The 26,274-nt window shown below is 61.7% G+C and carries 19 protein-coding genes, 1 tRNA gene and 1 pseudogene; 11 read left to right on the top strand and 10 right to left on the bottom strand.

The window, feature by feature from the left end:
• Nucleotides 1-77: 77 nt before the first annotated feature.
• From QNI87_RS05765 to QNI87_RS05740, 6 genes are all read left to right on the top strand, one after another.
• Nucleotides 78-1,592 (top strand): DUF4139 domain-containing protein, encoded by a 1,515-nt coding sequence (locus QNI87_RS05765; RefSeq protein WP_300595149.1) that lies wholly within the window; start codon nt 78-80, stop codon nt 1,590-1,592.
• A 17-nt stretch (nt 1,593-1,609) separates the two neighbouring features.
• Nucleotides 1,610-3,223 carry a hypothetical protein gene (locus QNI87_RS05760; protein WP_300595147.1) on the top strand — a complete coding sequence of 538 codons (1,614 nt, stop codon included), beginning with the start codon at nt 1,610-1,612 and terminating at the stop codon, nt 3,221-3,223.
• Nucleotides 3,224-3,357: 134 nt separating this feature from the next.
• Complete coding sequence (gene recA, locus QNI87_RS05755; RefSeq protein WP_300595146.1) at nt 3,358-4,422, top strand: recombinase RecA; 1,065 nt, start codon at nt 3,358-3,360, stop codon at nt 4,420-4,422.
• 288 nt (nt 4,423-4,710) lie between these two features.
• Entirely contained in the window at nt 4,711-7,386 is a 2,676-nt protein-coding gene (alaS, locus tag QNI87_RS05750) for an alanine--tRNA ligase (protein ID WP_300595328.1), read from the top strand.
• Nucleotides 7,387-7,473: 87 nt separating this feature from the next.
• A complete protein-coding gene (locus QNI87_RS05745; RefSeq protein WP_300595145.1) occupies nt 7,474-8,025 on the top strand; it encodes a hypothetical protein in 552 nt (183 codons plus the stop codon).
• A gap of 64 nt (nt 8,026-8,089) precedes the next feature.
• Nucleotides 8,090-8,614 (top strand): hypothetical protein, encoded by a 525-nt coding sequence (locus QNI87_RS05740; protein WP_300595144.1) that lies wholly within the window; start codon nt 8,090-8,092, stop codon nt 8,612-8,614.
• Between the two features lie 5 nt (nt 8,615-8,619).
• Here the strand turns inward: QNI87_RS05740 and QNI87_RS05735 are convergent, their stop codons facing one another.
• The 5 genes and pseudogenes from QNI87_RS05735 to cpdR all read right to left on the bottom strand — a co-directional run bounded on the left by QNI87_RS05735 (nt 8,620) and on the right by cpdR (nt 14,310).
• Nucleotides 8,620-10,371: a cation:proton antiporter gene (locus QNI87_RS05735; RefSeq protein ID WP_300595142.1), complete on the bottom strand. Its 1,752-nt coding sequence runs from the start codon at nt 10,369-10,371 to the stop codon at nt 8,620-8,622.
• A 63-nt stretch (nt 10,372-10,434) separates the two neighbouring features.
• A pseudogene (locus tag QNI87_RS05730) lies at nt 10,435-12,103 on the bottom strand (GNAT family N-acetyltransferase).
• Nucleotides 12,104-12,222: 119 nt separating this feature from the next.
• Nucleotides 12,223-13,443, bottom strand: coding sequence for an NADP-dependent isocitrate dehydrogenase (locus QNI87_RS05725; RefSeq protein ID WP_300595140.1), 1,221 nt, complete (start codon nt 13,441-13,443; stop codon nt 12,223-12,225).
• 274 nt (nt 13,444-13,717) lie between these two features.
• A tRNA-Val gene (locus QNI87_RS05720) sits at nt 13,718-13,792 on the bottom strand.
• A 122-nt stretch (nt 13,793-13,914) separates the two neighbouring features.
• Complete coding sequence (gene cpdR / locus QNI87_RS05715) at nt 13,915-14,310, bottom strand: cell cycle two-component system response regulator CpdR (protein WP_300595138.1); 396 nt, start codon at nt 14,308-14,310, stop codon at nt 13,915-13,917.
• Between the two features lie 238 nt (nt 14,311-14,548).
• Here cpdR and QNI87_RS05710 point away from each other — a divergent pair, with 238 nt between their 5' ends.
• Complete coding sequence (locus QNI87_RS05710; protein WP_300595136.1) at nt 14,549-15,550, top strand: N-formylglutamate amidohydrolase; 1,002 nt, start codon at nt 14,549-14,551, stop codon at nt 15,548-15,550.
• A 271-nt stretch (nt 15,551-15,821) separates the two neighbouring features.
• On the opposite strand, the gene QNI87_RS05705 is transcribed toward QNI87_RS05710, so the two are convergent.
• Both QNI87_RS05705 and QNI87_RS05700 read right to left on the bottom strand, forming a co-directional pair.
• Nucleotides 15,822-16,607 (bottom strand): SapC family protein, encoded by a 786-nt coding sequence (locus tag QNI87_RS05705; protein ID WP_300595134.1) that lies wholly within the window; start codon nt 16,605-16,607, stop codon nt 15,822-15,824.
• Nucleotides 16,608-16,774: 167 nt separating this feature from the next.
• A complete protein-coding gene (locus QNI87_RS05700) occupies nt 16,775-18,214 on the bottom strand; it encodes an FAD-binding oxidoreductase (protein ID WP_300595132.1) in 1,440 nt (479 codons plus the stop codon).
• A gap of 139 nt (nt 18,215-18,353) precedes the next feature.
• On the opposite strand from QNI87_RS05700, the gene QNI87_RS05695 reads away from it, so the two are divergent.
• The 3 genes from QNI87_RS05695 (at nt 18,354) to QNI87_RS05685 (ending at nt 21,836) form a co-directional block, all read left to right on the top strand.
• On the top strand, nt 18,354-18,962 hold the full coding sequence (locus QNI87_RS05695; protein WP_300595130.1) for a hypothetical protein: 609 nt from the start codon (nt 18,354-18,356) through the stop codon (nt 18,960-18,962).
• 184 nt (nt 18,963-19,146) lie between these two features.
• Complete coding sequence (locus QNI87_RS05690; protein ID WP_300595129.1) at nt 19,147-20,505, top strand: DEAD/DEAH box helicase; 1,359 nt, start codon at nt 19,147-19,149, stop codon at nt 20,503-20,505.
• A gap of 68 nt (nt 20,506-20,573) precedes the next feature.
• Nucleotides 20,574-21,836, top strand: coding sequence for a hypothetical protein (locus QNI87_RS05685; protein ID WP_300595128.1), 1,263 nt, complete (start codon nt 20,574-20,576; stop codon nt 21,834-21,836).
• A gap of 3 nt (nt 21,837-21,839) precedes the next feature.
• Here QNI87_RS05685 and QNI87_RS05680 read toward each other — a convergent pair whose 3' ends face one another.
• Nucleotides 21,840-24,155 carry a UvrD-helicase domain-containing protein gene (locus tag QNI87_RS05680; protein WP_300595127.1) on the bottom strand — a complete coding sequence of 772 codons (2,316 nt, stop codon included), beginning with the start codon at nt 24,153-24,155 and terminating at the stop codon, nt 21,840-21,842.
• Nucleotides 24,156-24,437: 282 nt separating this feature from the next.
• Here QNI87_RS05680 and QNI87_RS05675 point away from each other — a divergent pair, with 282 nt between their 5' ends.
• On the top strand, nt 24,438-24,785 hold the full coding sequence (locus tag QNI87_RS05675; RefSeq protein WP_300595126.1) for a hypothetical protein: 348 nt from the start codon (nt 24,438-24,440) through the stop codon (nt 24,783-24,785).
• A 59-nt stretch (nt 24,786-24,844) separates the two neighbouring features.
• On the opposite strand, the gene rsmD is transcribed toward QNI87_RS05675, so the two are convergent.
• A complete protein-coding gene (rsmD, locus tag QNI87_RS05670; protein WP_300595327.1) occupies nt 24,845-25,390 on the bottom strand; it encodes a 16S rRNA (guanine(966)-N(2))-methyltransferase RsmD in 546 nt (181 codons plus the stop codon).
• Nucleotides 25,387-26,169 carry a pseudouridine synthase gene (locus tag QNI87_RS05665; protein WP_300595125.1) on the bottom strand — a complete coding sequence of 261 codons (783 nt, stop codon included), beginning with the start codon at nt 26,167-26,169 and terminating at the stop codon, nt 25,387-25,389. The genes rsmD and QNI87_RS05665 overlap by 4 nt, the downstream gene beginning before the upstream one ends.
• Between the last annotated feature and the right edge of the window lie 105 nt (nt 26,170-26,274).

Genomic DNA, 26,274 nt, shown 5'->3' with positions numbered 1-26,274 from the left:
GTCATCGCCGGCGCCTGTTCATTTTACATACACCCTTGTCCAACATGCTGAAGCGGCGGTTGTTTCGGGAGGGGGTGATGATGATTGTTTTCACGAAGAGAGATGCGCTGCGTCTGGCTGCGATTTCGTTGTCGGGAGTTTGCAGCGCCGCCGCCTTCGCGCAATCGGTCCCTGATCCCGATGAAACGCAGCAGGGCGATGTCTCGCTTACGATCTATAATCGCGACCTCGCGCTCATTCAGGATATACGCGAGCTCGACATCGCCAACGGGGAAAGCCGGATCGAGTTTCCCGACGTTTCCGCGCGCATTCGTCCGGAAACGCTCAGCTTTTTCGCGCCCGCTACGACAATCGTAGAACAGAACTTCGACTACGATCTCCTTACGCCCACAAAGATGATGGAAAAGGCCATCGGCCAAACCGTCACGCTGCTGCGCACCAATCCTGCAACGGGGGTCGAGACGCGTGAGCGAGCCAAGGTGCTCTCGACGGCAGGCGGGGTGGTCATCCAGATTGGCGATCGGATCGAGGTGCTGCGCGATGATGGTCTGCCGGTTCGTGTGATATTCGACCGCGTGCCACCCAACCTGCGCGCGCGGCCCACCCTGTCCGTGCGCCTCGACAGCGAAAGAGCCGGAACGCGTCCGGTATCCTTGCGCTATCTCTCGAGTGGGCTTGGCTGGAGCGCGGATTACGTGGCGCTCTACAACGAGCGCGACGATTCGATCGACATGCAGGGCTGGGTGACCCTCACCAACAACTCGGGAACGACGTTCCATAACGCGGATACCCTGCTGGTCGCGGGTAATCCAAGCGGTTCGCGCGCGCGCAGTTTCGGCAATCGCGGCTTGACTCGCGCGGGCACGGAAAGTGCGGATCGTGAGCGTTTGGGCGATTTCTACCTCTACCCGATCAGCGGTCGCACCACGGTGGCCAAAGCGCAGACGAAGCAGGTGAGCTTCCTCGATGTGCAAGGCGTGCCCGCTCGCAAGGTCTATTCGATCTCGGTGGGCTGGCGTCAGAACGATGAGAATCCGCAAAATGTATCCAGCGCGATCAGTTTCTCTTCCTCGAGAGATCAGGGGCTGGGCGATGCTCTGCCAGCGGGCGCAGTGCGGTTCTACCAGCGTGACAGCCAGGGCACTCCGCAGTTTATCGGCGAGAATCGCATCAGCCACACGCCGATGGGCAGCGAACTTACGCTGGTCACCGGCGATGCGTTCGACATAACGGTCCAGTCAGAACTCGAGAAACGGGAGAGAATTACCGAGAGCGAATGGGAAAAAACCGCTCGCTTTCGCGTCTATGATGAGAACGATAAACTCGTCAGGCGCGGCGTGACCGAGCGTCTTCGCAACAAGACATTCTACCGCACGACGATGCGCTACACGCTCACCAACGCGAAGGACGAGCCTATCGACGTGGAACTTACGCAAACCGGCCTTGGCCGATACTGGTGGGCGTATGACTACCGTGTCGTGAGCGAAGACGTGCCTGGCGAGCAGCTTGATTACGCGCGGCGCAAATACACGATTTCCGTACCCGCCAACACCCGTCGCGAGGTACGCGTCGTGTACGAGACCCGCTACTAGACGCGCGGGGAACGGTTATGCGGCTCGCCGCCCTCTTCTTCGGAGCGCTCGCGCTCTTCGGCCCATGCACCGCGCAGGCCCGCGAAGTGGTCGACGCCTCCGCGCCTTTGGACCTGTCCGTCACGATCTACCGGGATCCGGAACGATCGCAATATGACGAGATGGATCGGGACTACCCCCAAGGCTTTGCTCTGATCAGTGAAACGCGCAAGGTCACCTTGCCCAAAGGAGCGTCCACCGTTCGCTTCATCGGCGTTGCCGAAGGCATGATCGGCGTCAGCGCGATCGTGACGGGATTGCCGGGCGGCACGATCGAAAAGAATCGCAACGCTGAGCTCTTGTCGCCCGCCGCTCTCGTCAACGGCGCTCTTGGCAACAGGGTGACGATCACGCGCACTAATCGTGCGACCGGCCAGCCCGTGAGCGAGGAAGCGATCGTGCGCACGCGGGCCGATGGGGGACTTGTCCTGCAAACCTCGCGAGGGTTCGAAGCCGTGCGCTGTTCGGGGCTTGCCGAAAAGCTCACATTCGACCGGGTGCCCGATGGCCTGTTCGCCAAGCCGGTCTTCTCGGTCGACACGCGCTCAGAGAGTGCTGGGACCTATGAGGTGACGCTCACCTATCTCTCCTGGGGTTTTGACTGGCAGGCCGATTATGTTGCGACGATGGGCGAAAAAGCCCGCGGACGCGAATTCACGATGGAATGGCTGAGCTGGCTCTCGCTGGTCAACGACAACGCCCAGAGCTTTCGCAACGCCAAATTGCAGATCGTGGCGGGCGAACTCAATATCGAAACCGATTTCGAAAGTCTTTCTGAACCCCCCGTCGCGAGCCCGCTGCGTCTGAGCTGCTTTCCGTTGGGCAGCACCTCAACCGGCTCACCCGTGTCGCTTCTTGCGTCACCTGCACCAATGGAGCCCATGGGTGATTCCGACAGGATAGTCGTGACTGGTTCGCGCCGAGCTGAACCCAACCTCATGATGGAGTCTTCCGCCTCGGTTGTGACCGCCACGGAAGAAGATCTCGGCGATCTCAAGCTGTTCCGTGTTCCCAAACGCGTCGACGTGTCGGCCAACGGGCTCAAGCAGGTCGCCTTCCTGAACAAGGATAAGGTTAGGGGTAGCTTTCTGTATGTGTCTGAATGCTCGGCCTATCAGTGGATCGGGAATTTCGATGAGCCGAGCCCGGCAGGCATGCGGCTTGTGACGAAGAATGAGCGGAAGAAGGGTTTGGGCATCGCGCTGCCGCAAGGCGCGATGACCTTGTTCGAACCCGACCCGCGTGGCCCACAGCTTGCCGCGTTTACCAGTCTGCGGGATTTTGCTCGCGGACAGGATGTGGAACTGGACCTTGAGGAAAGCGGGCAAGTCTTTGCGAAGTGCGCGCGAATTGGAGAAGAGGATTTCGACGAAGAGGGGCGCAAATGGCGCAAGATGCGCGCGGAAATCACCAACGCCAATCCGCATCCGATAAAAATGCGCCTCAATCTGGGGTGGGGCGGCGACTTCGATATCCGCTTTGGCCGGGGCAAAGTGCGACTGAAGAATGGCGATGACAGCGTCGAGGTGACCATCCCGGCCAATGCGACGCGCACCTACGACTGGAAATTGCGCAGCGCCGTCCTTCCTTGAAAGCCTGTTGGAAAATAAATTTCGTTCCCCCCTTGTTCTAAAGGAACAAACCCGATACATCGTAGCCCATCGGAACGGAAAAAGGACGGTTAAAACCCCTTCATCCGCTCTAGGCAACACAAGGAGGTCATGCGATGTCTGCGCAACTGAAGTTGGTAGAGAAGGGTAAGGAAGTGGACCGTCAAAAAGCGCTTGATGCCGCGCTCGCACAAATCGATCGCGCGTTTGGCAAGGGGTCGGCGATGAAGCTGGGCTCGAAGGAGGCGATGGAGGTCGAAGCGATTTCCACCGGCTCGCTCGGGCTCGACATTGCGCTTGGGATTGGCGGTCTGCCCAAGGGCCGCGTCATTGAGGTTTACGGGCCTGAAAGCTCGGGCAAGACGACGCTTGCCTTGCACTGCATTGCCGAAGCGCAAAAAGCAGGCGGCACGGCAGCCTTCGTCGACGCCGAGCACGCGCTTGATCCCGTCTATGCCAAGAAGCTGGGTGTCGATATCGATGAACTGATCGTCTCGCAGCCTGATACGGGTGAACAGGCGCTGGAGATCACTGACACTCTCGTGCGCTCAAACGCGATTGATGTGCTGGTGGTCGACTCGGTCGCGGCGCTTGTCCCGCGCGCTGAAATCGAAGGCGAGATGGGCGATAGCCATGTCGGCCTTCAGGCGCGGCTCATGTCTCAAAGCCTGCGCAAACTGACCGGGTCGATCAACCGCTCCAAGTGTATGGTGATCTTCATCAACCAATTGCGGATGAAGATCGGCGTGATGTACGGCAACCCCGAGACGACGACGGGCGGCAACGCGCTCAAGTTCTACGCCAGCGTACGTCTCGACATCCGTCGGACCGGTCAGATCAAGGACCGCGACGAGGTGATCGGCAACTCGACCCGCGTAAAGGTGGTCAAGAACAAGGTCGCGCCGCCGTTCAAGCAGGTCGAGTTCGACATCATGTACGGCGAGGGCATTTCGAAGATCGGCGAAATTCTCGATCTCGGGGTCAAGGCGGGCATCGTCGAGAAATCGGGCAGCTGGTATTCGTATGACAGCGTGCGGATCGGCCAGGGGCGTGAAAACGCCAAGGTCTATCTGAAAGAAAATCCAGAGACTTGCGCCAAGTTGGAAGCCGCTATTCGCGGTAAGACCGACGAGGTTGCCGAGGAAATGATGACGGGTCCGGACGCGGAAGCCGACAACTGATCCTCAAGCGGACGTTCGCTGGGCCGAAAGTGGACCTGCTCGAAGCGTCCGGACAATCGGAACACCGGCGTCAGGTGAGCTTTCTTCCCCGAGAAGCTTGCTTGGCGTCGGTTTTTCGTTTGTCCATGACGCCTTTGGCGGGACCCTGACGATGCAAGGAATGCTCGGACGCGCAAAGTGTCCGGTGCGCGAGACTGTTGTGCGTGCGAAACAGCGCCGCGCCGCCGCGCATGAGCGGCACGCTTCGGCTTGTCGGTTAGGGCGCGATTGCTTACCTGCATGGTCATCATGACTTCGACCAACGATATCCGGCGTTCGTTCCTTGATTTCTTCAAGGCCGCCGACCACGCTGAAGTGCCAAGCGCGCCATTGGTGCCGTACAACGATCCCACGCTCATGTTCGTGAACGCCGGAATGGTTCCGTTCAAGAACGTGTTCACCGGGCTCGAGACGCCGCCGGCTCCGCGCGCGACCTCGTCGCAGAAATGCGTGCGCGCCGGGGGCAAGCACAACGATCTCGACAATGTCGGATACACTGCCCGGCATCACACGTTCTTCGAGATGCTCGGCAATTTCTCGTTTGGCGACTATTTCAAGGAGCAGGCGATCGGACACGCCTGGACCTTGCTCACCAAGGAGTGGGGCCTGAACCCGGATCGGTTGATAACCACGGTCTATCATACCGATGACGAAGCGTTTGGTCTGTGGCGCAAGATTGCGGGGCTTCCCGAAGACCGCATCATCCGGATCGATTCGAATGACAATTTCTGGTCGATGGGCGAGACGGGCCCGTGCGGTCCGTGTTCGGAGATCTTTTACGATCACGGGGATCACATCTGGGGCGGCCCTCCGGGAAGCCCGGAAGAACACGGTGATCGCTTTGTCGAGATCTGGAACCTCGTCTTCATGCAGTTCGACCAGCAGGCCGACGGTACGCGGCTCGATCTGCCCAAGCCGTCGATCGATACGGGCAGCGGTCTGGAGCGTGTCGCGGCCGTGATGCAGGGCGTTCACAACAATTACGATATCGACACCTTCAAGGCGCTGATCGGCGCGTCGGAGCATTTCACCAGTGTCGCCGCTGAAGGCGACTCGCTCGCCAGCCACCGTGTAATCGCAGATCACTTGCGCTCAACCAGCTTCCTGATGGCCGATGGCGTGCTGCCTTCCAATGAGGGCCGAGGCTACGTCTTGCGCCGGATCATGCGCCGCGCCATGCGCCACGCGCACCTGCTGGGCGCTAAGGAGCCGCTGATGCATCGTCTTGTGCCCAGCCTCGTGACCGAGATGGGCCAGGCCTTTCCGGAGCTGGTGCGCGGGCAAGCGCTAATCGAAGAGGTGCTGCTGCGCGAGGAGACGCAGTTCCGCAAGACGCTCGACAAGGGCCTCAAGCTGCTGGACGAAGCCACGGGCGAAATGGGCGAGGGCGGTGAGCTCGACGGCGAGACCGCGTTCAAGCTCTACGACACTTACGGCTTCCCGTATGACCTCACCGAGGACGCGCTGCGCAGCCGTGGCATTGGCGTCGACAAGCCGGGCTTTGATGCGGCGATGACCCGTCAAAAGGAAGCCGCGCGCGCCGCGTGGAAGGGCTCGGGAGAGGCGGCCTCCGAAGAAGTCTGGTTCGACATCGCCGACCGCGAAGGCGCGAGCGAGTTTACCGGCTACAGCGCCACGTCGGGTGAGGGCACGGTGGTCGCCATCGTCAAGGACGGAGCCGAGGTGGCCAGCGCCAAAGCGGGTGAAAGCGTCACCATCCTTACCAACCAGACGCCCTTTTATGGCACCAGCGGCGGGCAGACCGGCGACACCGGCGTCATCGCCACGCTTGAAGGGTTCTTGGCCAAGGTGACCGACACGGCCAAGCCGTTAGGCCGCCTTCACGCGCACCGCGCCGAGGTTGAATCGGGCGCACTGCGCGTCGGCGACACGGTTCAGCTTGTGGTTGACGAGGAGCGCCGCACCGCTATCCGCGCCAACCATTCGGCGACGCACCTTGTCCACGCCGCTTTGCGCAACCGCCTGGGCGGGCATGTGACGCAAAAGGGCTCGCTCGTCGCCGAAGACCGCCTGCGGTTCGACTTCTCGCACCCCAGCGCACTCACAGGCGAAGACATCGCGGCGATCGAAGCCGAGGTGAACGCCGAAATCCGCGCGAACGAGACCGTCTCGACCCGCCTGATGAGCCCGGATGACGCGGTCGAAGCCGGCGCTCTGGCGCTGTTTGGCGAGAAGTATGGCGACGAAGTGCGTGTGCTTTCCATGGGACGCGCAGGCGAGGGTGGCCGCAATTACTCGGTCGAATTGTGCGGCGGCACCCACGTCAAAGCGACCGGCGATATCGGCGTCTTCCGCATTGTCAGCGAGAGCGCCGTGTCTTCGGGGGTTCGTCGTATCGAAGCCCTCACCGGCGAAGCGGCGCGCATCTGGCTCGTAGAGCGCGAAGAGGCGCTCAAAGCCGCAGCAGGCGCGATCCGCTCAACGCCCGAGGAGCTGCCCGAGCGCGTCTCGGCCTTGCTTGACGAGCGCAAACGGCTCGAGAAGGAGCTCGCCGAAGCGAAGAAAGCGCTGGCCCTGGGTGGCGGTGGTGCGGGCGGCGCTTCGGGCGTATCGGGTCCGGCGGACGAGGATATTGGCGGCGTTACGTTCAGCGGTCAGGTGCTGGAAGGGCTGAGCCCCAAGGAATTGCGCCCGCTGCTCGATGAAGCCAAGGCCCGGCTCGGCTCTGGCGTCGCGACGATTGTTGCGGTGAACGATAGCAAGGCAGCGATTGCAGCGGCGGTCACAGACGATCTCACCGATCGGTTCAGCGCGGTTGATCTCGTGCGCGCCGGGGTCGCCGCCTTGGGGGGAAAGGGCGGGGGCGGAAGGCCCGACATGGCGCAAGGCGGTGGTCCGGATGGCGCCATGGCCGACGCGGCGCTCGAAGCGGTAAAGGCGGCACTCGCTGAACCGGTTGCTTGAGGGTCGGGCAACTGCGTCAACGCTTTGGAAGCAATCCAACTATAGTTTTTAAAGTGCAGTAAGCATCGGTCTTGGGGAGTTTATGCGATGTTCAAACGGTCAAACCTCTTGCGTGTTGTTTTTCATTCCAGCCTCGCATTCGCTCTGGCCGCGCCTTTGGCCGCGCAGGATAAGCGTCCGGCTCCCCCACCGCCGCCGATCGAGACCGTTCAGACGATCCCTGAGCCTGCGCCATCCCGCGCGCGACCTCAGGCCCGGAGCGACGAGTCTCGCGTAGAGAGCGTCTTTGTCCGTGTCTTCGGAGGGAGCGCCGAGCTCTGGTCTGGAGAGCTATCGATCGCGAACTACCGAGGCGCGAGTGTGCGCATCAACGTGGATGACATCGATCCGCGTTGCCCGATCGACCCGCGCAACTACGCCATGCGCCGAAACGGCGTCGAATTCCGGATCAACCCGGTGCGCCAGCAACAGCGGTCCGATCGATACAAGGTCGATGTGACATGGACCCGGCCATCGAACACGTGCGCGGAAATGGGATCGCGCGCGACGGGTTTTGACTTGCAGGTTGAACTGCCCGCCAACGAGACCAAGACGCTGGAAGGCGATGGAGGCTTGCGTGTGGAGCTCACGCGCCGCTGAAACAAGGGCTCACGGCGCCGGCGTCACATCGGGTCGGGCGGCAAGGCGGGCGGCTGATGCGTTTTTGAGAGCAGCCATCGCTGCCGGCTGCGCCGCCGCGCTTGGCGCTCCCTCGCAGGCGCAGGTCCACGCTCCGCGCGACAGCGACAAGCCGCGACCAATCCCGAATTACCACGTGCTGACTGACACGCCGAGGCGCAACACGTCGCAGCAGAATTTCCTGTTCCGCGCCGAGATTTCGGGCGCTGGCCGTCTGTTGTGGGCGGGAGATTTGCATCTCGCTGAGTATAACGGTGCGCGCATCGAGACGGATCTGCGCGATATCGACTCGCAATGCGACTTCTCCAAGCGGCGGATTGCGACGCGCAACAGCGGCGTGGTTCTGAGCCTTGCTCCGGTCGATCTGGAGGAGGGTTACCGGTTCCGTCTCAAGACCTTCTGGGCGCGCCGCGCGCCGGATTGCGGTGTCGATCGGACCGACACCTCGTGGATAAACCAGCCTGTCGAGATCGAGGTCGGTGAACCCAAGGTATTCACAGGCGATGGAGGACTCGTGGTCAGGCTTACCCGATTGGCCTGGCCAGACTGACGGGCTTAGGACGGCCGCAGTTTCGGTTTTGTCTCGAGGCCGCCCTCCGTTTCGATCCGTTCGCGATATTCATCGCGTTTCTCGTGGATCGAGGCAATGACCGGACCCATTGCGACACCTATGTCAACGAGCACCGCTTCGGAGAGCTGGAGCGAGCTTTCGAGGTTTTCCGGCACGGCGTGGCTGGCGCCCGCGCGGTAGAGCGCGGCGGCGTGGTCCGTGTCGCGCGCACGCACGACGATGAGGAGCTCGGGGTACTCCGCGCGCAGTTTTGCGGTTAGCCGCTGGGCGAGAACGGGTTGGTCCATCGTCAGCACGACAGCGGGCGAATTCTCGACACCCAGTCGCGACAACGCGTCGCCGCGAGAAGCGTCGCCGAAGAGCGCGCGGTACCCTTTGCGGTTGGCCGCCAGGATCGTGTCGGGGTCGGAATCGAGGATGACATGAGACTGGCCGTGCTTGTCCATCATATCGGCGACCAAAAGCCCGACGCGACCGCCCCCGACGATGATCGTGCGCGCTTCGTGCCGATCGTCTTCGTCAAGTTCCGGGGCCGCCTCCACCCGGCGCGCGATGACCCGGCCCAGCTTGGCAAGAAGCGGGGTGACGGTGAGGCCGATCGCGGTGACTATCTGCCAAAACTGGGCCGTCTCGCGGTCTACAACCAACGCCGATGTGGCCGCGGCGAGAACGATGAGGGTCGTCTCCGACGGGCTCGCCATGAGCACGCCGGTCTCCGTTGCCGTACTGCGGCGCGCTCCCATCAGTCGAAGCAGAATGCCGGTGATGACCGCCTTGAAGACCAGGATGCCGACAACCGCGACGGTCAACTCGCCCAGCATGCTCCAGATCGTGCGCAGATCAATACTCATCCCGATCGTGATGAGGAAGATGCCGAGCGCGAGGCCCTTGAAGGGTTCGATGATGCTCTCGATCTCTCCGTGGTATTCGGTCTCCGCAATCAGGAGGCCCGCAATAAGCGCGCCCACGATCGGCGAAAGACCCGTGGCGCCGGTCGCCAGACTCGATCCGATCACCACAAGCAACGTGGCAGCAAGGAAGACCTCGGGGCTCTTGGTGCGCGCCGCCTGGCTGAAGAGCCGGGGCAGGGCAAAGCGACCGAGGACAAGCAGCAACCCCACGACGAGGCCGCCTTGCCAAAGCGTCGTAACCATACCGCTCACCCCGTCGGCCTGCGCGTTGGGAGCGAGCGCGCCGAGAATGAAGATGATCGGTACGATCATGATGTCTTCGAACAAAAGCATCGAAAGCGCCGCTTTGCCCACCTGGCTGCGCGTCCCCGAGATCGGCAGCACAATCGCGGTGGATGAGAAAGCGAGCGCAAAACCGAGCGCAAGAGCGCCGGTGCGGTCCATACCGTTTACAAAGTAGAGAAACGCCGCACCGCAGCTGCCGATGATCAGGATTTCGAGCGAGCCGAGCCCGAACACAAGCTTTCGCATCTGCCACAGTCGGTTGAAGCTTAGCTCAAGGCCGATCGCGAACAGCAAAAGGATAATCCCGAAATCGGCAAACGGCGCTAATCGGGCTGGATCGGATATGGTTATGGCATCAATTATCGCGATCTCGCTGGCCCAGGTACCCAGGCCATAAGGGCCGACCAGCACACCGATAACGATGAACCCGATAATCGGGGTTACGCGAAAGCGCGCGAAGACCGGGATAACGATGCCCGCCGCGCCAAGAATGACAAGAGCGTCCTTGATTTCCGTCGTGACTGTGAGCTCGCCGGCCATACTGATTGAACTAGCGGTCCAATACGAGGCTGTCACGCAGGCGCAGCAAAGGCGCGATGCGCGTCACCCTTTCGCGTGTCCCGTGGCCTCTCTTGAAGGCATCGCAGCCGGGGCCGCATCCGAGCGTTCATCGTCTCCCAACGGTTGAGTAATGTTGCCGACGCGTTTGTCCCATTCGATTCTGTAGAGATCAAACCGGCGATCCGCGAGGTTCTGGACCGTGCCCTCCGCCCGTGCCCAGCTCAGATCGGCCAGATTAACATCGCTGACCGTCAGCGTTTCGACATCTTCGCTCGCTTCGGCCGCGATCCCGTCGCGTGCGAACGGAAAGTCGCAGGGGGTCAGGATACAGCTTTGCGCGTACTGGATGTCCATGTTGGCTACATTCGGCAGATTGCCGACATTGCCGCACATCACGACGTAGCACTGGTTTTCGATTGCGCAGGCCTGCGCGCAATAGCGCACGCGCATGTAGCCCTGACGCGAATCGGTGCAGAAGGGGACAAAGATGATCCGCGCGCCTTCGTCGACGAGGCGCCGCGCGAGTTCGGGAAACTCGCTGTCATAGTAGATCAGCACCCCCACCGGTCCGCAATCGGTGGGGATGGCGTCAATGCTGTCGCCGCCCTTTATGTTCCACCAATAGGCCTCGTTGGGGGTGGGATGGATCTTTTCCCGGGCGTGGATCGAGCCGTCGCGCAGGCACACATACGCTACATTATGAATATCCCCATCGGGCATGCGCGTCGGGTGAGACCCGCCGATGATGTTGATATTGAAGGAAAGCGCGAGCTCTGAAAGACGTGTGCGGATTCGCGGCGTGTATTCGGACAGGCGCTCGATCGCTTCGAGCGAGCTGAGCTCCTGCTCCTCGGCCGAAAGCAGCATCAACGTGAACAGCTCGGGAAGGACGATGAAGTCGCTTTCGTAATCGGAAGCGACATCAACGAAATATTCCACTTGTTTCATGAATTCGTCGAAGTCGCTAACGGCGCGCGCCTGCAACTGGCACGAGGCTATCCGGACGCTTTCGACATCGCGCGGCAGGCGATGCCTGGGCGGCGCGTCGCTGCCGACATATGGGTTGCGCCAGACCATGCGCACCGCGTTCCCGCGCGAGGCTTTGTCCTCGGGCAGGTATTTCGCCAGGACGCCCTGAGGCTCAAACCCGTTGGCGAGTTGAAAGCGCAGGACCTGATCGTGAATCCGGTTTTCCAGCACAAGGTCCAGATATTCGTACAGCGTCTCGGCGCGGTTGGTCTTGCGACGCTTTGCGCGCGCGTAGCCGGGCATACGGCCGCCAAAGACGATCCCTGTAAGATCGACGCTCCGCCAGCGCACGCCGTTCTTCGTAAAGGCGCCGCCCAAGCCGGGTGCCGCGGACCTTTGGGTCAACGCACATTTCATAACCGTACAGCCAGTCGCCGGTGGGATCGTGGCGCGACCCGAACCCGTTGCCTGTCACCTCATCCCAGGTGTGGTTCGCAAACGCGACCTTCTGGTCGAGCCGCATCGAGGCGCAATAGCCGACAATCCTGCCATCGAGCTTCGCGACAAAGCAGCCCTCGGGGTAGTTGTTGATCTGCCCCCTGATTTCGCCCTGAGTTTAAGTGGGCAGGTCATCATAGGCGCGGCGCACCAGATCGCCGATGGCCCGTATGTCCTTGAGCTTGGCCTGGCGGACTTCGAGACGAGCCTTCGTGGTGCAAGGGGAATGCGCGGTTTTGGTCATATTGATAGTTCCGAGAAACAAAAAGGGGCGGCGCGTCCACTAAGCAACGCGCCGCCCTTTCTTTGTGTCCGAACCGTCCCCGGGCTGCGATCGCCCCGCGGTGAATCAGGCCCAGTAGATCAGGCCCAGTTCGCCATTTCCTTTTCAAGATTGGTGACGATCGCTTCGAAGAACTGCTCGGTCGTCAGCCAGTTCTGGCCCGGCCCGATGAGCAGCGCCAGATCCTTTGTCATCGATCCGCTTTCGACGGTCTCGATGCAAACCCGCTCCAGCGTCTCGGCGAATTTCACCACGTCCGGCGTGTCGTCGAACTTGCCGCGATACATCAGGCCGCGCGTCCAGGCGAAGATTGAGGCGATAGGGTTGGTCGAGGTCGCCTTGCCCTGCTGGTGCTGGCGATAGTGGCGGGTCACGGTGCCGTGGGCGGCCTCGGCTTCGACGGTCTTGCCATCGGGCGTCATCAGAACCGAAGTCATCAGGCCAAGCGAACCGAACCCTTGCGCGACCGTGTCCGACTGGACGTCACCATCATAGTTCTTGCAGGCCCAGACAAACTTGCCCGACCATTTGAGGGCGCTGGCGACCATATCGTCGATCAGGCGGTGCTCATAATGTATGCCCGCTTCCTTGAAGCGCTCTTCGAACTCTTCCTCATAGACCTCTTGAAACAGGTCTTTGAAGCGCCCGTCATAGGCCTTCATGATTGTGTTCTTGGTCGAGAGGTAGACGGGCCATTTGCGATCGAGGCCGTAATTCATCGATGCCCTGGCGAAGGCGCGGATCGATTCATCGAGGTTATACATCGCCATGGCGACGCCTGAGCTTTCAAAACGGTAGACGTCGAGATCGAGGATGGCGCCGTCATCGCCCTCGTAGACGAGACGCAGCTTGCCTGGGCCGGGGATTAGCGTGTCGGTCGCGCGGTACTGATCACCGAATGCGTGACGGCCAACCACGATCGGGTCGGTCCAGCCGGGCACCAGGCGCGGGACGTTGTCGATCACGATGGGCTCGCGGAAGACGACGCCGCCCAGGATGTTGCGGATCGTGCCGTTGGGCGAGCGCCACATCTTCTTAAGGTCAAACTCTTCGACGCGGGCTTCATCGGGCGTGATCGTGGCGCATTTCACGCCAACGCCGAATTCCTTGATCGCGTTGGCGGCGTCCACCGTAATCTGATCGTCCGTCTCGTCGCGCTTTTCGATGGAAAGGTCGTAATATTTCAGATCAATGTCGAGATAGGGGAGGATCAGCCTTTCGCGGATCCATTGCCAGATGATCTTCGTCATTTCGTCCCCGTCGAGTTCGACGACCGGGTTCTTGACCTGAATTTTCTGCATGAGAAGTGTCTCGCCTTCCTGTTATGCGCTGTGGCGCGCGATGGGACGCGGGGCTTCGGGGGGCCGCGCGCCTCGTTTTGCTGTGTGATAAAATCCCTGCGGCGGGCTTTAGCAGAGGCGAGGCGCTGTGCAAGCCGCCCTAAGCGCCTTTGCGATGCATTTGCAGGTTCATGGGGAAAGGCCGCGCTTGGCTTGAAGGAAGCGCCTGTCCGACAATCGAGAAACCCGCCCGCATGGGCTGACTACCGATCCTGACCTGTCGGGAAGCCAACGATGGTGGGCGTAGGAAGAGTTGAACTTCCGACCCCTGCGATGTCAACACAGTGCTCTACCACTGAGCTATACGCCCGGACCATCGATGAACCGCTTGCGACACCGGTTCGGCATCAAGCGGAGCGGCGCATTAACGCGGCTTGCGACGCGGTGCAAGCTTTTCGAACCGGGCTTTCGAAACAACGCCCGATGCGGACCTCAAGTGGAGCCGCTCGCTTCGCCCTGTTCTTCAAACACGCGTTCGACCTCCAGCACGAGATCGCGCAAATGGAAGGGCTTGGAGAGGACCTTCGCGGTGGGCTGTTCGCGACTGGCCCGCAGCGACACGGCAGCAAAGCCCGTTATGAACATCACCTTGGTGCGCGGGCTGATCTCCGCGCAACGCTGGGCAAGTTCGATCCCATCCATCTCAGGCATCACAATGTCCGAGAGGAGAAGATCGAACTGTTCGTTCTCCAGCAACGGAATGGCATCTGTGCCGCGATCGACGGTGTCCACACGGTAACCGGCGTTGGTGAGCGCGCGCGCCAGATAGGCGCGCATGGCGTCCTCGTCCTCGGCTAAAAGGATCCGCGGGGCGTTGGTCTCGGTCATGGGTCTGCGTTAGCAGCCGTCGCTTAAGAAATCATATCAATTGCACTAAAGACGCGGCCATTCTTGGTGTGAGTGCGTATCTTTTTCATCCGAACCGGATTGGACCGGATCGAGGGGTCGTTCGTTATCGATCTGGGACTTTGACTTATCCTCGCAAACAGGGCAGCACAAAACCCATGACAACAAGTCGCGGTTCGCCGGAAAAACCGTGTATGGACACAGCGGGGAGAGCGCGAGCGTGTCGGTAAACTCGCACGGTGCGGCCGGGCAGAGAGCGAGCGGATTGCTCAAGGTGACCGGGGGCCGGGTTCCTGGCGCTGCAAAGGATGCATCGCACGCAGCCGCCTTCACACATGTCGCGCCGCGATCGATGCCCCTGCCCGTGGTGATTGCGGTCCCGCACGCTGGCCGCGCCTATCCGGACCATGTGCTAGCCGATTTGCGCGATGAGGAATTGTGCCAGTTGCGCCTTGAAGATCGTCACGTCGACAAAGTCGGCGCTGCTGTGGCCAAGGCAACGGGAACCGGACTGCTCGTTGCGCATGCCCCGCGAGCCATGCTCGATCTCAATCGCGCGCACGATGATATCGATTGGGAGATGGTCTCCGGGAAGCATCGGAGAGAGGGCCGCACGCATTCGCTTATCAGCCAGCGCTCGGGAAGCGCGAATCGCAGGGCGCGCAGTGGGCTGGGGCTGGTGCCGCGTCGCCTGCCCGGTTTTGGCGAGATCTGGAAGCGTCCTCTTCCGCGCGAGGAGCTGGACGCGCGCATCGACCAAATTCACCGGCCGTATCACGCATTCCTGCGCGCCGAGCTCCAGCGGGTCTGCGACGCATGGGGCGCGGCCTTGCTGATCGATTTGCATTCTATGCCGCCGCTGCGACAGCAGCCTGGGCAGGCGCGCGCGCCAAGAATCGTGCTGGGCGACCGATTTGGCGCTTCTTGCGGAGGACCCCTGCTGGCGCGCGCGTTCCGCTATCTGGACGCCTCAGGCTATGAAGTGGCGCACAATCGGCCCTATTCGGGTGGTTATGTGCTCGATCGCCACGCGGCCCCGTCGCGCGGGATCCACGCGATCCAGGTCGAAGTCTGCCGGTCGCTCTATCTCGACGATCGTATGGCCGAGACTACCAAGGGGCTTGCAAGCTTGTCCAGCGTTCTTGCGGGATTGGTTCGTGAGCTGGGGGCGCAGACGGCGCGTCTGGCCGATAGCGGGCGGCTAGACGAAGCGGCGGAATAGCGCGCTATCCCGGCTCGGCGGTCGGAATGCGCTTCCGCTAAACCCATATCGGTCTATGAAAAGGACGCCCGGTGTGCCGCGCTCGAGGTGGCTTAGGTCCGAAATCGCCGCACTTTAGAACAATACCGCCTCAAGCGGCCAAATTGGGGCGGTCCGAGCCTAAGAGTAAGCGGCTCCCCGGAGCACGTCTCGAACACCGGGGAGCACAATTCGGCATGGTACCTCCGTTCGAACGGCGACCCAAGCCTGCGGATTTGTCTCCGCTTGAGCTTTAGCTCGCGGCGCTGTTTGAGGCCGGCTGCGGCACCTTGCCCATGGCCGTCTGGCGTTCAAACAGTCGACGCATGAGGTTCATTGAAAACAGGTGCGCATGGATCAGCATGATCATGCCGTTCTTGTTGAGCGTTTCGAGCGTCTCCGTCGGGAGTTCGCGCAACTTCTTCTCGTCCACCATCCGAAAGCCGCGATACACAAATGGCGTGTCCGGCGCATCGGAGCGCGTGATCGCAATTTCGCCGTCCATCAGGATATCGAGCTTCTTCAGCTCTTCCAGGAATGCGCGCGTGCGTTGGCCGGATTCTTCGAACTTACGGCAAAAGTCGAGCACGCCGTTGGTGTAGTCGCTCGGCTTGCCTTCGGCGTCGAACAGAATTTGTCCCTCATCCTGCTTTGCGATTACGCCAGCGGTGGGGTCAAAACACAGCGACATCTCCTCGGAGTTCGGCTGGAGCTTGGCAAGGATGAAGGGGTAGCGCCGCACATAGGCCGGAACGTAGACGTCCGCCACCATCTTGCCATCATCGCCAATGAAGGTGTTGACGCCTTCGTTCAGACCAAACAGCGCGATCGGAAGTGGGTTGTCGCCAGCGGTGAAGACGATCGGATAATTGCGCTGAGCGTCTACGAACTCGTCGACGGTAAGCGGGATCGCGTGCGTGTCTGACAGAAAGCCCGCGTTGTCGAACGAGCTGACTTTCCAGTCCCCATGTTCCTTGCTGTTGAGGGGCAAAAGATCTTTGTAGAACAGCGGAAGTTGCGGCTGCGGCGCGGTGGCCATTGGGATGTCTCCGGATGCTTGGAAAAAGAATTCTGAGCGTGAGGGTGATCTGCGAAGGGATTGGCTTGGCTACGCCTCACTCCGATCCCCGAGATCACCGAACGCGAGCGGCCTTAGGCGGGTTCGCGGGTGGGCGCAAGCGACGCGTCCTAAAGCTCTCATCGCTCTTAGGGGACAAGTTTTCCGGGATTGAGCAGATCGTGCGGATCCAGCGCCGTCTTGACCGCTCGCATCATCGACAGCGCAACCGGATCGCCAAGTCGGCCAAGCTCGGCGACCTTCATTTGGCCAATACCGTGTTCCGCGCTGATCGAGCCCCCACATTGGGTCACCAGATCGTGCACCCGCGCGCTGATCCGATGGCCCTCTTCCTCTTCCCACTGGCCAGCGACCGCGTCTGCAGGAGCGAGGACGTGAAAGTGAACGTTGCCATCGCCCAGATGCCCGAACGCCGCGCCCGTCGTACCGGGAAATTCGTCCTCCACGATCGGGATTGCGGCGAGGATGAATTCCGGCATGCGCTCCACGGGGACCGAGATGTCGTGCTGCATCGCCGGGCCAAGGGCGCGCTCTGCGGGTGAGATCGAATCGCGCAAAGTCCAGAATTGCTCTGCCTGGGCTTCGTTGGCGGCGATGGCGGCATCGGCGATCAGCCCAGCCTCCAGCGCGCTCTCAAGCGCCGCTTCAAGCCGCGCCCTTAGTGCGCCTGCGTCTTCGCTGGGTGAAGTGCATTCGATAAGCGCGTTCCAGGCGTGGGTCTGGACTAGGGGGGAGCGAGCGTTTGGCAAGTGTGCGAGCACGCTCTGGAGGCAGTGGGCCGGAACCACTTCGAATCCCTCAAGGGCTTCTCCCAGGCTCGTCTGAGACTGGCGCAGCAGGGTGCGCGCATCGATCACGCTCGATAACCCGACCCAGGCGGTAACACGCGAACGCGGGAGCGGAAGAAGGCGCAGGGTCGCAGCGGTTACGACACCCAGGGTTCCCTCGGACCCGATAAGCAATTGCTTGAGGTCAAATCCGCGATTGTCCTTTTTGAGAACCGTCAGCGCATCGAACACCCGTCCGTCTGCCAACACCGCTTTAAGGCCTAGAACCTGCGCCCGCATGGTCCCATAGCGAAGCACTTGCGTGCCGCCTGCGTTGGTTGAGATCAGACCGCCTATGGTGGCCGACCCTTTGCCACCTAGGGTCAACGGAAAGCGAAGACCGTGTTCTTCCGTCGCTTCGTGCAAGGTCTGGAGGATGACGCCCGCCTCACACACCACCTGAGCTGCGCCAACGTCCAGCGAACGAATCGCGTTCATCCGGCGCAGCGAGAGGAGTATCCCTTCGCCGCTTTCATCGGGTGTCGCTCCGCCCGCCATGCCGCTGTTGCCCCCTTGGGGGACGACGGGAATCCTGTGCTCATTGCAAAGCGCCATCAGCGCCGCGACCTCTGCGGTTGACGCCGGTGAGGCAAGGCCGAGCGCGCGGCCCGTGTATCGCCCCCGCCAGTCGGTCAGCCACGGTTCTATCGTGTCAGCATCCTGAGTGAACCCCTTCTCGCCCAAGAGGCTTTTGGCCGAGGCGAGAAACGCCTGCGGAGCGGAAACCGTTGTCGCTGTCATTGTTGCGCCTATGCCACAGATTGGTCGCGAAACGCCAGTCGACACGATCCGACTTGCGCCCCGGCAGAGGCGAGTTAAGCCACCATTCAAGCGGCATTGCTAGGTGCAAGGCTGGACGACGGGAAAAAATTCGGGAGGGATGCTGGCTTCGATGCCCGGCCTCGCAGACATTTTGGCATCTTTGGCGCTCGCGCTGCCTGCGGCAAGCTTGTCGGCGACCGACGCGTCCGGTTTGCAGGCTTTTGCCGGATGGGCTCATACGGGCACCGCCGGTGCGCCGAACTCCCGGGTGCCAGAGCGTACGACGCCGCCTTATTCGACCGCGCAAACCCCCTTGGAATCGCTCGACCTGACGGTGCGCCAAAGTCAGATTCGCATCGAGCAACGTGTCTATGTCCGAATTGCTCCGCGCCGCGCGAGCACACAGCGCAACATGCTTGCGCAATTGCCCAGCCCCACGCGCCCCACCCGGTACAAGGAAAACAAAGCCAAGCGCTGTGTCAAAGTAGAGCGCATTGCGGGTGTCGAGACGGGAAGCGGCAATCGCCTGCTACTGTTCTTGCAGGACGCCGAGATACTCAGCCTCAATCTGGAAAAAGCGTGCCGCGCGCGGGACTTCTATTCCGGCTTTTACGTTGAGCAGAACGAGGATGGGAAGCTGTGCGTTGCGCGCGATACGCTTCAGTCTCGCAATGGAGCGCGATGCGATATCGAGCGCATGATGAAGCTCAAGGCCATCGAAGAGTAATCGCAGGGCTCTGGCTCAGCGCGGCGCCTTACTCGCGATACATCGCCGATTTCTTGACTTTTCCGGGCGTTTTGGACAAAGGGGCGGCGCCCTGGCGAGGAGCCTAGGGTTCGTACTCGATCATCGAATGAGCGAGCTGATCGCGAGCGATGTTTCGCCCTTAATCCGGAAACAACCTAAGAATATGCCTTTTGCCGATCTCGGCCTTTCCCCCGAACTGTTAGCCGCCGTTGAAGACGCCGGCTACACTGAGCCGACCGCGATCCAGGCGCAGGCGATCCCTTCGATCCTGATGATGCGCGACATTATCGGCATCGCGCAGACCGGCACGGGCAAGACGGCGAGCTTCGTGCTGCCGATGATTGACGTGATGGCCGCAGGGCGACGCCGCGCGCTGATGCCGCGATCGCTGATCCTGGAGCCGACCCGCGAACTCGCCGCGCAAGTGGCTGAGAACTTCGAGAAGTATGGCAAGAACCACGACCTGAAGATGGCGCTTCTGATCGGCGGCGTGCAGATGGGCGATCAGCTCAAGACGCTCGATGAAGGCGTTGACGTCCTGATTGCCACGCCGGGTCGCCTGATGGACCTGTTCGAGCGCGGCAAGATCCTCCTTAACGGCTGCGAACTGCTCGTGATCGATGAGGCAGACCGGATGCTCGACATGGGCTTCATCCCGGATATCGAATTCATCTGCGACAAGCTGCCCGATCAGCGCCAGACCATGCTTTTCTCCGCGACCATGCCGCCGCCGATTGAAAAGCTGGCGAAGAAGTTCCTGTCGAACCCGCAGCGGATCGAAACTGCGCGCGCGGCGACAACCAACAAGGACATCACCGCGTTCAAGGTGCCGGTTAAGGCTCGCCAGAAGCGTGAAACGCTCGAATGGTTGCTGGCCAACGACCAGGTTGAAACCGCGATTGTCTTCGCCAACCGCAAGACCACCGTGCGAGAGCTTAACAAGCATCTGCAAAAGCGCGGTTTTGCCAGCGGCGAAATCCATGGCGATATTGACCAGAATTCGCGGCTCAAGGAGCTCGAGCGCTTCAAATCGGGCGACGTGAACATTCTTGTCGCAAGCGATGTCGCGGCGCGCGGGCTCGACATCAAGGGCGTCTCCCACGTCTTCAATTTCGACACGCCCTGGCACCCGGACGATTACGTCCACCGCATCGGGCGTACAGGCCGGGCTGGGGCGAAGGGCCGCGCCTTCACTTTCGTCGCGGAGGAAGACGCCGAAGCCATCGCCAATGTGGAGAAGCTAACCGGCGCGAAGATCAAGGTCTTCGGCAAGGACGATGTGCGGGTGGAGCTGGCTGAGCCGGGCACCGAGGCGGAGCGCGAGGAAGACCCGCGCGAGGCGAAGAAGGACGGTGAGCGACCCAAGAAGCCGCGCCGCGAGAAGCGCGCCCAAGAAGACGAGCAAGACGAAAGGCCGCGCAGGTCACGCCGCCGCAATGAGCAAGGCGAGGACCGCGAGCCGGTTCCCGCAGGCGAATGGAACGGCCCCAAGCCAGGCTTCCTTGATGTGGGGGTAAGCTGAGATCGCTTGACCCGCTTTACTGTGCGCGCTAAGTGTATTGCTGTTATAGCACACTAAGGAGCAGAGCGATGCGCAGGTTTGGGCTGGTAATGGGTGTGGCCGCGATGGTGATCGCCGGGACAACTATCGCGCATGCTCAAGATGCGGCCGAACCCGCAGCCGGAAAGCCCGAACCAACGATACAGCCCTTGGCGCTCGAATTTACGGAATCGGGTTTTTCCGGACCTGGCGCGGAGACGTTGCGTGCCGAAATTGCGGATGCCCAATTCATCGCGATCGGTGAGGATCACGGTTTTGCCGACGCGCCGGACCTGATTGCCGCATTTGCTTCTGAAGGGCGCGCAACAGGCTTTACTAACTACGCTGTTGAAGTCGGACCTTGGTCAACCGATTGGCTGCGCGAACAGTTGCTTTCGGGCGGGGTCGAAGCGCTTGCGCGGTCGCTCACGGGCAGGCCGCTCGCATTGCCATTTCTCGGACAGCGTCGGGAGGCTAACGTCGCGCTCGGCTTTCTTGATGACGGCCAACTGTGGGGCATCGATCAAGAGTTTATAGGGTCCACCCAAATCCACTTAGACTGGTTTGCGGAGCGCACGGAAGACGGCGAGGCGAGCGAAACGATCCGCGACTGGGCCTCGGTCGACCGGGAGGCGTTCGCAAGCGGCAATCAGCAAAGTGTTTTCATGGTGACCGCTGGGCCCGAGGAATGGTCCTATCTTCGCAAGATCTTTGCAGATGATGCCGAAGCGCTGGAGCGGGTCGATGCCTTGCAGACCAGTCAATCGATCTACCTAGCAAATTTTGAGGGGCGCGGATTTGACAACAACACCGCGCGCGTGGCGCTGATCCGCGAGTATTTTCTGAAGCATTACGCCGAGGCGAAACAGCGAATAGGCCAGCCTCCGCGCGTGCTGATGAAGATGGGGGCCGTCCACGTCGGTGCTGGAACATCGCCAATGAAGACGTTCGACATTGGCTCCCTGATCGAAGGCATAGCAGCCGAGAATGGCATGGATGTGGTTCGGATTGCCTACTTGCCCGTGGGCGGTTCGCAACTCGGCATTCGTCCGTCTCCCGATGGCATCTACGCGATCCAAGAGGTACGCGACGGCGAGAAGCTGATCTCCGACTTAGCCGAAGCTGGGATCGACATGGAAGTTGTCACGCAGGGGCAATCGCATTTCGTAATCCCGCTCGAGCCGGCGCGCCGCAATCTCGGCAATGCGGGGCTGAACGATGCTGACGATATGTTCCGCTTTGTGATGCTGGGCTTTGATTATCTGGTAACAACGAACAACGCGCAGGCTGCCACGCCCTTGGCGGAGAGATAGGCATTAGCCGATCACGCTCACAAAGCCGTCGATCACCCGCTTTGTGCCGTGGTCTTCGAACTCGATTTCCAGCTTGTTGCCTTCCTGATCGATCACACAGCCCACGCCGAATTTCGCGTGTTCGACCATCGCGCCGATGCGGATGTCGGAGCGGGGCGCGGCGGCGAAGCTGGCAGCGCTGCGTCCGCTTTCGGCGACGCGGTTCTGTTTGGTTTCATAGCCGCTCTCGATCGCGCGTTGCCAGCCCGGGCCACGGGTCTGCGCGCGGCTCGGCTTGTCGCGGGCGACATGCGCGAAGGGGTCTTCGTTCTCGCTCCAGTTGGCGCGCCACAGAGAGGCGCCGCCGGTCAGTGTCGTCTCCTGCTCGATATGCTCTTCGGGCAATTCCTCGATAAAGCGGCTGGGGATTGAGCTCGTCCACTGGCCATAGATGCGCCGGTTGGCTGCGTGCAGGATCGTGCAACGCCGCCGCGCGCGGGTGATCGCGACATAGGCGAGGCGGCGTTCCTCTTCGAGGCTCGCGAGCCCGCCCTCGTCAATCGCGCGCTGGCTGGGGAAGACGCCTTCTTCCCAGCCCACGCAAAAGACGTTGTCGAATTCCAGCCCCTTGGCGGCGTGGATCGTCATGATGGTGACGGTTTCATCTTCGTCGCCGCGATCGTTGTCCATGACGAGGGAGACGTGTTCGAGGAAGTCACCGAGCGTTTCGTACTCCTCCATGGCGCGCGCGAGTTCGGACAGGTTCTCCGCGCGCCCCGCGCTTTCAGCGCTGCGGTCCTTGGCGAGCATCTCGTTATAGCCGCATTCGTCTAGGACGAGGCGCAGGAGATCGGCCGGGCTGAGCGTTTCGGCCGCTTCGCGCCAGGCGAGAAACTGGCGCATCAGGCCGCCGATCGTGTTCGCCGCGCGCTTGGGCAGCTCATCGGTATCGGCGAGTTCCAGCGAGGCGGCGGTCAAGGGCATTCCGGTGCAGCGGGCGTGGCTGTGCATCTTTTCGAGCGTCTTTGCGCCTAGCCCGCGTTTGGGCTGGTTGTAGATGCGCTCAAAGGCGAGATCGTCCTGCGGCTGCGCGATGACGCGCAGATAGGCCAGGGCATCGCGGATTTCGGCGCGCTCGTAGAAGCGAAAGCCGCCGATGATCCGGTAATTGATCCCGATCTGAATGAAGCGATCCTCAAACTCGCGCGTCTGGTATTGCGCGCGCACGAGGATAGCGACCTGGTCGAGCGGGGCGCCTTCACCCTCCAGCCGCTCAATCTCTTCGCCCACTCGCCGCGCTTCTTCGGGCGCGTCCCACACGCCGATGACCTTGACCTTGTCGCCGCCATTGGCCTCGGTCCACAATGTCTTTTCGTGGCGCTGCGAATTGGCGCGGATAAGGCCCGAGGCGGCGCCCAGAATGTGCGGGGTGGAGCGGTAATTCTGTTCAAGGCGCACCACATGCGCACCGGGAAAGTCCTTCTCGAACCGCAGGATGTTGGCAACTTCCGCGCCGCGCCAGGAATAGATCGACTGGTCATCATCGCCGACCACGCAGATGTTCTTGTGCGCCTGCGCGAGCAGTCTCAGCCACAGATACTGGACTGCGTTGGTGTCCTGATATTCGTCGACGAGAATGTAGCGGAAGCGGCGCTGATAATCCTCCAGCACATCGGAGTGTTGGCGAAAGATATTGAGCATGTGGAGCATCAAGTCGCCGAAATCGCAGGCGTTGAGCGCCTTCAAGCGCTCCTGATAGGCGGCGTATATCGCCTGGCCCCGACCGTTCGCGTAAGCCTCGTTCTCTACCGCATCGAGGTCAGCCGGGTTGAGCCCGCGGTTCTTCCAGCTATCGATCAGCCCGGCAAGCTGGCGCGCGGGCCAACGTTTGTCGTCAGTATCGTTTTCGGCGATCAGCGCTTTGAGCAGACGCAGCTGATCGTCGGTGTCGATGATCGTGTAATTGCTCTCCAGCCCCACCATCTCGGCGTGGCGGCGCAGCATCTTGGCGCAGATCGAGTGGAAGGTGCCAAGCCAGGGAATACCTTCCGCGCCCGGACCCAGATGTCCGCCCACACGCTCGCGCATTTCGCGCGCCGCCTTGTTGGTGAAGGTCACGCACAGGATCTGGCTCGGAAAAGCGCGCCGCGTCGCCACCAGATGCGCCAGGCGCGCCGTGAGCGCGGCGGTCTTGCCCGTGCCCGCGCCCGCGAGCATCAGCACCGGGCCTTCGGTGGTCAGCACCGCCTCGCGCTGCGGCGGGTTGAGCCGAGCGGCGTATGCCGGGATCTGTTCGGTCGAGGACGCGCGGTCAGCGGGGCGGGAAGGGGGGGATGACATGGGGCTGGGTAGAACGGATAAAGAACATTTACCGGTGTGGCAAGGAAGCCGGACCTTCGTTCCACCGATGTGGCACGCCGCACCGGCAAGCTCAATCGAATCGGCGCGGTTTCGCCACGGCTCTCGCTCGCATGTGCCGCGAGCGGGTTGGAGGGCGAGCGCCGAGGCTGGCCATACGCACGCGCGACCCTCATTCTCACAGATGTCTGACCGAGGGGCGCATTCGTGGTCGGGAAGAACGCGTTCGTTGGCGCTTGGGAGTGAAACCAAAGGAGAACCCCAATGCGTAATGATACCCGAGCTCGATTGTTTGCCAGCCTTGCCGTGCTGGCTGTGAGCAGCGCACCGATAGCAGCCTATGGCGCGACCGTGACCGACGATGCGGCGCAGGCCGCCCCTAAGGCGGATGCGAAGAAGGATGAGATCGCAAGCTGGCCAGAGGAAAAGCAAGCATCCTACAACGCGTGGCCCGATGCGACGAAGTCGTATTACTGGACGCTTTCCGCCGATCGCCAGAAGCTGTTCTGGAGCCTCACCGATCCCGACAAGGTCGCGCTCAGCGGAATGAGCAAGCCCGATCAGGACAAGGCCTGGGCGCGCATTGAAGGGCGCGGCGGATCGAGGTCATAAGGCTGAGGGTCGCATCCGACAGCCTTGGGACCGGCCGAGCGGCGCGTCGGCTGTTGGCGCTACTCGCCCAAGCGCAGCAGCGTCAGTTTGCCTTTGCCCACGCGTCGCTCGGCTTCGGTTCGAAGCCCTTTGACCACGATATCTTCATCGGCAGCGGTTTCAATCGCAGCCCATGTCGCGTCGCCCAGCCAGCCGAGCCGCAGAAGCCGATCGAGCGCCACCGCGCCCGCTCCGGTGCGGTAAGGCGGATCCATCAGGATCAGGTCCATCGGACGCTCGCGCGCGCGCAATTGCATGACAGAGCCCGCCTCAAGCCGGGCTTTGTCGCGCCCGCCTAGAGCGTCGATATTGGCGCGGATGGCCGTGAGAGCTTCGCGATCCTGCTCCACGAACAGGCAGCTGGCCGCGCCTCTCGAAAGCGCTTCCAGACCCAGTGCGCCGGAGCCTGCGAAAAGATCCGCGACCGCAAGGCCCTCGAACGAGCCAAGACGGCTTGTTAGCATGCTGAACAGCGTCTCGCGGGTGCGATCGGCGGTGGGGCGCGTGGCCTCGCCTTTGGGCGCTGTCAGCTTGCGTCCGCGCCATTCGCCCGCGATGATTCTCAACACCCGTAACCGCGTTTGAGCTGGCTCTGAAAGCGCGCAAGATCGCCCTTGCGGATGATCGCCGCCTGGCCACGTGGCAGGTCGCCGAGCGCAAAAGGACCGTAAGCGGTGCGGATCAGGCGGTTCACCTTGAGGCCGAGATGTTCGAGCACGCGGCGAACTTCGCGATTCTTGCCCTCGGTGATAGTCATCTCGATCCAGTTGTTCTTACCCGAAGAGCCGTGTTCGAGATTGGCGTCGATCGAACCGTAACGCACGCCATCGATCTCAACGCCTTCGCTCAGGTCTTCCAATTGCTCCTGGCTCACTTCGCCGAACGCGCGCGCGCGGTAGGTGCGGGGAATACCGGTGGCGGGCAGTTCCATTTGTCGCTTGAGCCCGCCGTCATTGGTCAGAAGCAGCAGGCCTTCGGTGTTAAGGTCGAGCCGCCCGATGGGCATCAGGCGCGGCGCGTTCTTGGGCAGAGCGTTGCGCAGCGCGGAGTAGATCGTGGGGCGACCGGCCGGATCGCGCTCGGCGGTGATCAGGCCGGTTGGCTTGTGAAACGCGACCAATTGCGTGGGCTCGGGCGCGGCGACGGGCTTGCCATCGACGCTGACGCCCTTGAGGCTGGTGAGAAACGTGGCCGGCGTTCCGACCGGCTTGCCGTCGAGGCTCACGCGCCCATCGGCGATCATGCGCTCAACCTCGCGGCGGCTGGCGACCCCTGCGCGCGCCAGCATCTTGGCGATCCGGTCGCCTTCGGGGCGGTCAGCCGATTTTTCGGGGTTGGTCGGCATGGGATGCGGGTCCTTCGAGACGGGGTTCGGACATTCGTCCTCACCCTTCCTCACGATGAGCGGATGCTTCGGTTCACCCCCATACCCGCTCACCCTGAGGAGGTG

Source organism: Erythrobacter sp., from assembly GCF_030066995.1.
In the GTDB taxonomy this organism is placed as follows: domain Bacteria; phylum Pseudomonadota; class Alphaproteobacteria; order Sphingomonadales; family Sphingomonadaceae; genus Erythrobacter.
Note: the sequence above shows the minus strand (reverse complement) of the source record. Positions and strands in the feature narration are given on the sequence as shown.